Source organism: Sphingopyxis sp. Soil_C_28, from assembly GCF_057657055.1.
The window spans coordinates 1,688,307-1,695,130 of record NZ_JBDGJE010000001.1 but is presented as its reverse complement, the minus strand read 5'-3'; the positions used below and the strand labels follow the sequence as shown (position 1 = coordinate 1,695,130).

Sequence of the window (6,824 nt, the reverse complement as noted above, 5' to 3'; positions counted from 1 at the left end):
GATATCGCATCACCGAGGGCGCCGAAGAAATACAGATGCGAAAGGTCGCAGCTTATCTCTTCGGATATATGGGGCCGAAGCGCGAAACGATCGGGAAACTGTGAGCCGGCCGCGCACGCTTTACGACAAGATATGGGACGCGCACGCTGTCGCCGAGGATGACGGCGAGACCTTGCTCTATATCGATCTGCACCTGCTCCATGAGGTGACGTCGCCGCAGGCCTTCGCGGGGCTGGCAGCGGCTGGGCGTGCGGTGCGCCGCCCCGAACGCGCGCTTGCCTTGTCCGACCATAATGTGCCGACGGCGGGGCAGGCGGCTGGCCCCGCCGGTGTCGCCGACGTCGAAGCGCGAGCGCAGCTCGAGGCGCTGGTCAGCAACACGCGGCGTTTCGGTATCGAAAATTTCCCGATGGGCGATCCGCGCGGCGGCATCGTCCATGTCGTCGGTCCCGAACAGGGGCGGTCGCAGCCGGGGATGACGATCGTCTGCGGCGACAGTCACACCTCGACGCATGGCGCGTTCGGCGCGCTCGCATTCGGCATCGGAACGTCGGAGGTCGAGCATGTGCTGGCGACCCAGACGATCCGCCAGCGCCGGTCGCGTAATATGCGCGTCATCGTCGGGGGGACGCTCACGCCGCACGTCCATGCAAAGGATCTCGCGCTGCACCTGCTCGGCGTTACCGGGGTCGACGGCGCGGGTGGGCATGTCATCGAATATGCCGGCGAAGCGATCCGCGCGCTGTCGATGGAGGCACGGATGACGCTTTGCAATCTCAGCATAGAGATGGGCGCGCGGGCGGGATTGGTGGCCCCCGATGCGACGACTTTTGCCTATCTGGCCGGCCGGCCGGCGACGCCGACGGGGGCCGCATGGGATGCGGCGCTGCGGCGCTGGTGTGCGCTGGCGAGTGACGAGGACGCGATGTTCGACCGCGAAATACGCATCGATGCGCGCGACGTTCGACCGATGGTGAGCTGGGGCACCAATCCGTCGCAGGTCGTGGCGATCGACGGGTGCATTCCCGACCCGGCCGCGCTGGCGAATGCCGACGCGCGCGCGATGGCCGAACGTGCACTCGACTATATGGACCTGATGCCGGGGGCGGCGATCGCCGGCCAGCGGCTCGACCGGATATTCATCGGCAGTTGCACCAACAGCCGGATAGAAGACCTGCGCATTGTCGCGGATGTTGTACGCGGCGGCCGCGTTGCCGCGCATGTTCGCGCGATGGTCGTGCCGGGTTCGGGTCTGGTCAAAAAACAGGCCGAGGAAGAAGGAATCGACGCGGTGCTGCGCGACGCGGGGTTCGACTGGCGCGAGCCGGGCTGTTCGATGTGCGTCGGGATGAATGCCGATCGCTTGCAGCCCGGTGAACGCTGCGCCGCAACCTCGAACCGGAATTTCGAGAATCGGCAGGGTCGGGGCGGGCGTACGCACCTGATGAGCCCCGCGCTCGCGGCGGCGAGCGCGGTCGCAGGCTGTATCGCGTCGCCGGAGATGCTCCGCTAGGTCGCCGCTTCGAACCGCGCGATTTCGTCGGCGTGGCGCAGCGTGCGGCCGATGTCGTCGAGCCCCTCCATCAGGATGCGACGGTCGCCGGGATCGATCTCGAACGAAATCGCTTCGCCCGAGGCGAGGCGGATTTGCTGTTGCTCGAGGTCGATCCCGATCGGCGCATATTGCGCGAGCGCGATCTCTTCGCGTAGCCGTCCGCACAGCGCTTCGGGCAAGCGGATCAGCAACAGGCCGTTCTTGCGCGCATTGCCCGAGAATATGTCACCGAAGCTCGGCGCGATGATACAGCGGATCCCGAAGTCTGCGAGCGCCCACACCGCATGTTCGCGCGACGATCCGCAGCCGAAGTTGCGATCCGCGATCAATATCTGTGCCTTGCGGCAGGCGGGTCTGTTCAGGATGAAATCGTCGCGCTCGCTGGTGTCGCCGGCAAAGCGCAATTCCCGGAACAGATGCCGACCGAGGCCCGTGCGCGTCAGCGATTTCATATATTGCGCGGGGATGATCATGTCGGTGTCGACATTGGCCAGCGGCAAGGGTGCCGCAACCGCGATGATCCGGGTGAATTTCTGCACGACAACTCCATGAGCTTAGTATTCTAAGTAAATGGAGATTGCGATCTTGTCCAACCTTATCGAGAGGTTGGAAGTGCTATGCCGTGCAAAGCGGCGACGAAGGAGGTTGCCGGGCGAATCTTCGCGTCCTAAGGTTCGCGCTCGCGCGGGCGGACGTCCGACGTCGGGGCCGTGACAGGGGAGCAGCGTTTTGGCCAGGAAAACACAGGATTACCGGCATCCAGCCGAATATTATACCGATCCTGAAAACAGCATCGGCTATCTGGCGCGCGTCGTCTTCCGCTCCTTTTCGCGGTTGCTCGAACGCCGTACGCTGACGCACGACGTGTCGGCGGGCCAGTGGCGTTTCCTGCGCCAATTGTGGCGCGAGGATGGCATCACACAACGCGAATTGAGCGAGCGCGTCGGGATGCGTGAGCCGACCACGGTGGTCGCGCTGAAGGGGCTGGAAAAAGCCGGATTGATCACGCGCAAGAAAACCGCCGACGACCGGCGCAAGACCTTCATCCACCTGACCCCGCATGCCAAGAAGCTCGAACTGGTCCTGGCGCCGATGAACGCCGAGATTCACGAGATCGCGACCAAGGGCATGACCGACGAGGAAGTCGAAGTGCTTCAGGGATTGATGCGCCGCGTGATCGACAACCTGGCCGATGAAACGCGCAAACTGGCGGTTCTTTCGGAAATCAAAGCCTGATCGCTTGCCGTTGACCATAGGCCGGGCAATAGGTTAGTATGCTAACCATATTGTCCGGGAGGGAAAATGACCAGCATCGCCGTTATCGTGGGCAGTATCCGCGAGGGATCTTTCAACCGCGCATTGGGCGAACTCGCCGCGACGAGTCTCGAATCGCAGGGCGCAAGCGTGACGCGCGTCGACCTCGCTGCGTTCGAACTGCCGCTCTATTCGGCGGCGCTTGAGGCGAATGATTTTCCACCCGACGCGCTGAAGCTCAAGGCGATCTTTGCCGCACAGACCGGGCTGTTGTTCGTGTCGCCCGAATATAATGGCTCGCTGTCGCCGCTGCTCAAGAACGCGATCGATTGGGCATCGCGGCCTACCGGTGACGAGGGGCCCGTCGCGCTGACCGCTTATCGCGGCAAGGCGGCTGCGATCATGTCGGCGTCGATCAGCCCGTTCGGCGGGCTGCGCGGGCTGATGCACCTGCGCCAGATCTTGTCGACGATCCAGATGCTCGTGATCCCCGAGCAGGTGGTGGTTCCGAACGCGCATACGGCTTTCGCCGAGGACGGCAGCTTGAACGCGGCGTTGCCCGCCTCGCTCGTCGACATGACCGCCGGTCGGTTGATTGCGGTTGCGAAGGCGCTCGCCGTTTAGGCGCCTCGGCGCCGCTGCTTGGGCGCCGCCCGTTCGATATTATCGCCCCAGTCCGCCTCGAGCGCCGCGAGCAGCGCGTCGAACTTGTCCTGCCCCAGCATTGCGGCGATCTGCGCGGTGAGTGCATCCATCGACCGCTGTGCGTCCTTGCGCATGCGTCCGCCCAGATCGGTCAGCGACACGATCATATGACGGCGATCATCGGGATCGACCTCGAGTTGTACGATCCCGAGCTTGACCATCTGGTTGATCGTGCTGTGTATTGCCTGCCGCGATAGCCCCAGGTTGCGGGCGATGTCCGACGGGCGCACGATGCCGCTGACGATATTGGTCATCACCATCGATTGCGGGCGATTGACGTCGGGCCAGCCATGATCGTGAAGCCGTGCCTGCAGCCCTTCGTCAAGCCAGCAGAAGCGTTGGAAAAGGGCGATGATGAGCTGGTTTGTGCGCATATGACGCTGCGATAGGCCCCTGTTACCGGCGGAGTGCCGACGCCGTCACGCTAGAAGAGCGACGCGGGCGAAGCAAGGCAGAGCGACGTTGCAAAGATAAAATACTTAGTATACTATCTATTATAACGATAACCGGGAGAGGGCCGCATGGACGGGTTGATGCAGAATGTGCCACTGACGGTCGACCGGATTCTCGACCATGCGGCAAACTGGCACGGCACGCGCGAAATCGTGTCGCGCGATGCCGAGGGGCGTATCGCCCGTTCGACCTATGCCGACGTTCATGCCGATGCGAAGCGCGTGTCGAACGCCCTCGCCGCCGAAGGGATCGGGCCCGGCGATCGTGTCGCGACGATGGGCTGGAACAGCGCGCGCCATCTCGCGGCCTGGTACGGCGCGGCAGGGATGGGCGCGGTGCTCCACACATTGAATCCGCGGCTGTTTCTCGAACAGATCGCCTATATCGCGAACCACGCCGGGGACCGGCTGCTGATTGCCGATCCCGCGACCGCCGATCTGGTCGGGGAATTGCTGCCGCAGGTGCCGTCGATCGAAAAGGTGATCTTCTTTTGTAATGCCGGGTCGATGCCCGAAACCAGCTTTGCCGCGACCAGCTTCGACGACTGGATCGCGGGACAGCCGACCGAATATGTCTGGGGCGGGTTTGACGAGAATGCGGCGTGCGGGCTTTGCTATACCAGCGGCACGACGGGTAACCCCAAGGGCGTGCTCTATTCGCACCGCTCGAATTACATCCACGCGCTGATGACCTTGCAGCGCGATGCGCTGGCACTGTCGGCGCGCGACACGGTGCTGCTCGTCGTGCCGATGTATCACGCCAATGCATGGGGCGTTGTCTATTCGGCGCCCGCCGTCGGCGCGAAACTTGTGCTGCCGGGGCAGCGGATGGACGGCGAATCGATCTATAATCTGATCGAGCAGGAGGGCGTGACCTATTCGGCCGCCGTGCCAACAGTGTGGCAGATGTTGCTGCAATATATGCAGGAAAATGGAAAATTCTTCACGACGCTGGAGCGCGTGACGATCGGCGGGTCGGCATGTCCCGAGTCGATCATCCGCACCTTCCGCGACGATTATGGTGTCGATGTCATCCAAGGTTGGGGGATGACCGAAACCTCGCCGCTCGGCACCGTGTCGGTGCCCAATGCCGCGGTCGCGGCAAAGACCGACGACGCGCAGATGGCGTACAAGCTCAAACAGGGACGGCTGCTTTGCGGATTGGACATGAAACTCGTCGATGATGCCGGTAAACGCCTGCCGCATGACGGCAAGACGCCGGGCCGGTTGATGGTCAAGGGGCCGACGATCGCGGGCGCCTATTATGGCGGCGAGGGCGGCGACGTGCTCGACGACGAAGGCTTCTTCGACACCGGCGACGTCAGCACGATCGATGCCGAAGGCTATATGCAGATCACCGACCGCGCCAAGGATGTCGTGAAATCGGGCGGCGAGTGGATCAGTTCGATCGAGATCGAGAATATCGCAATGGGGCATGACGCCGTCGCCAATGCCGCAGTCGTCGGCGTTGCGCATCCGAAGTGGGACGAGCGCCCGATCCTGCTGTGCCAGTTGAAGGTTGGCGCCGACGCATGTGCCGATGATCTCAAGGCGTATCTCGACGGCAAGATCGCGCGCTGGTGGATGCCCGACGATATATTGTTCGTCGACGAAATCCCGCTCGGGCCAACCGGCAAGATCGACAAGAAGGCGATCCGCGCGGGGCTGGAAGGCTACACGCTGCCCTTCGAGGTCACCCGCTAATCATAATCGAAACAGGAGAGACGATGATGGACCCGAACGGGATCGACGGGCTGGACGTGCAATTTATCGGGCGTGTGTCGCCGACCGCGCCGCGTATTCAGGCGGGTGGACATCCATGCCAGGGCATTTATTGGACGCAAAGCGGCACGCGCCCGAAGGTCGCGATCATCGCGACCCATTATAATGTCGATTTTTCCGAACATTATATAGCGCCCTATTTCGCGCGGCAGGGCTTTGGTTTCCTCGGCTGGAACACGCGCTATCGCGGGGTCGAGGATCAGTTCCTGCTCGAACATGCGGTGCTCGACATCGGCGTCGGGATGAAGTGGCTGAAGGAAGAGGCCGGGGTCGAACAGATCGTAATCCTGGGCAATTCGGGCGGCGGATCGCTGATGGGTGCCTATCAGGCCGAGGCCATCGCGCCGACGCTGACCGACCGGCTGCCCGCCGTGGGTCAGGATGCGTTGGCGCAGCTGATCAAAGGTGACCTCTATATCAGCTTCAACGCGCATCAGGGACGGCCCGAGGTATTGACCGACTGGATGGACGCGTCGGTGATCGACGAGAATGATCCGACCCTGACCGATCCCGCACTCGACCCGTTCAACCCCGACAATGGCCCGCCTTATTCGGATGAATTCATCGCGCGTTATCGTGCGGCGCAACGCTCACGAAACCAGCGCATCACCGACTGGGCAAAGGCCGAACTCAAGCGGCTCAACGACGCCGGCATCCCCGATCGCATCTTTCCGATGTTCCGTTGCTGGGGTGATATCCGCTGCGTCGATCCGGCGATCGACCCGTCGGACCGCAAGCCGAACTGGTGCTATCGCGGCGACCCCGCGATCGCGAACCGTACCCCCAGCATCGGACGTGCGAACACGATCAAGACGTGGCTCAACATGTGGAGCCTCGAAACTTCGCCGTGCCAGGGGCAGCCGCATCTCGCCAAACATGACACCCCCGCACTGGTCGTGCAGGGGCTGGCCGATACCGGCGTATTCCCGAGCGATGCGCGCAAGATTTTTGATTTCCTCGGCTCGACCGACAAGAAGATCGAACTGATCGCCGGCGCGCATTATTTCGAAGATTCGATTGCCGAGCGACAAAATGCCGCCGATCTTGTCGGTGCGTGGATACGGGAGAAGCTCTGA

The 6,824-nt window shown here is 62.7% G+C and carries 7 protein-coding genes; 5 read left to right on the top strand and 2 right to left on the bottom strand.

Annotated features, from left to right (window positions below):
- The first annotated feature begins 100 nt into the window (after positions 1 to 100).
- Positions 101 to 1,513, top strand: coding sequence for a 3-isopropylmalate dehydratase large subunit (gene leuC / locus AC3A43_RS08075; protein ID WP_487791993.1), 1,413 nt, complete (start codon positions 101 to 103; stop codon positions 1,511 to 1,513).
- Here leuC and leuD read toward each other — a convergent pair.
- Complete coding sequence (leuD, locus tag AC3A43_RS08070; protein ID WP_487791992.1) at positions 1,510 to 2,094, bottom strand: 3-isopropylmalate dehydratase small subunit; 585 nt, start codon at positions 2,092 to 2,094, stop codon at positions 1,510 to 1,512. The genes leuC and leuD overlap by 4 nt on opposite strands.
- Positions 2,095 to 2,284: 190 nt before the next feature.
- Between leuD and AC3A43_RS08065 the strand changes: the two genes are divergently transcribed.
- Both AC3A43_RS08065 and AC3A43_RS08060 read left to right on the top strand, forming a co-directional pair.
- Positions 2,285 to 2,791, top strand: a complete 507-nt coding sequence (locus AC3A43_RS08065) for a MarR family winged helix-turn-helix transcriptional regulator (RefSeq protein ID WP_487791991.1) — start codon at positions 2,285 to 2,287, stop codon at positions 2,789 to 2,791.
- A 66-nt stretch (positions 2,792 to 2,857) separates the two neighbouring features.
- Positions 2,858 to 3,433: an NADPH-dependent FMN reductase gene (locus AC3A43_RS08060; protein ID WP_487791990.1), complete on the top strand. Its 576-nt coding sequence runs from the start codon at positions 2,858 to 2,860 to the stop codon at positions 3,431 to 3,433.
- On the opposite strand, the gene AC3A43_RS08055 is transcribed toward AC3A43_RS08060, so the two are convergent.
- Positions 3,430 to 3,888, bottom strand: a complete 459-nt coding sequence (locus tag AC3A43_RS08055) for a MarR family winged helix-turn-helix transcriptional regulator (protein ID WP_487791989.1) — start codon at positions 3,886 to 3,888, stop codon at positions 3,430 to 3,432. The two genes, AC3A43_RS08060 and AC3A43_RS08055, sit on opposite strands and share 4 nt — an antisense overlap.
- 147 nt (positions 3,889 to 4,035) lie before the next feature.
- Between AC3A43_RS08055 and AC3A43_RS08050 the strand changes: the two genes are divergently transcribed.
- On the top strand, positions 4,036 to 5,670 hold the full coding sequence (locus AC3A43_RS08050) for a long-chain-fatty-acid--CoA ligase (protein ID WP_487791988.1): 1,635 nt from the start codon (positions 4,036 to 4,038) through the stop codon (positions 5,668 to 5,670).
- Between the two features lie 23 nt (positions 5,671 to 5,693).
- On the top strand, positions 5,694 to 6,824 hold the full coding sequence (locus AC3A43_RS08045) for an alpha/beta hydrolase (RefSeq protein ID WP_487791987.1): 1,131 nt from the start codon (positions 5,694 to 5,696) through the stop codon (positions 6,822 to 6,824).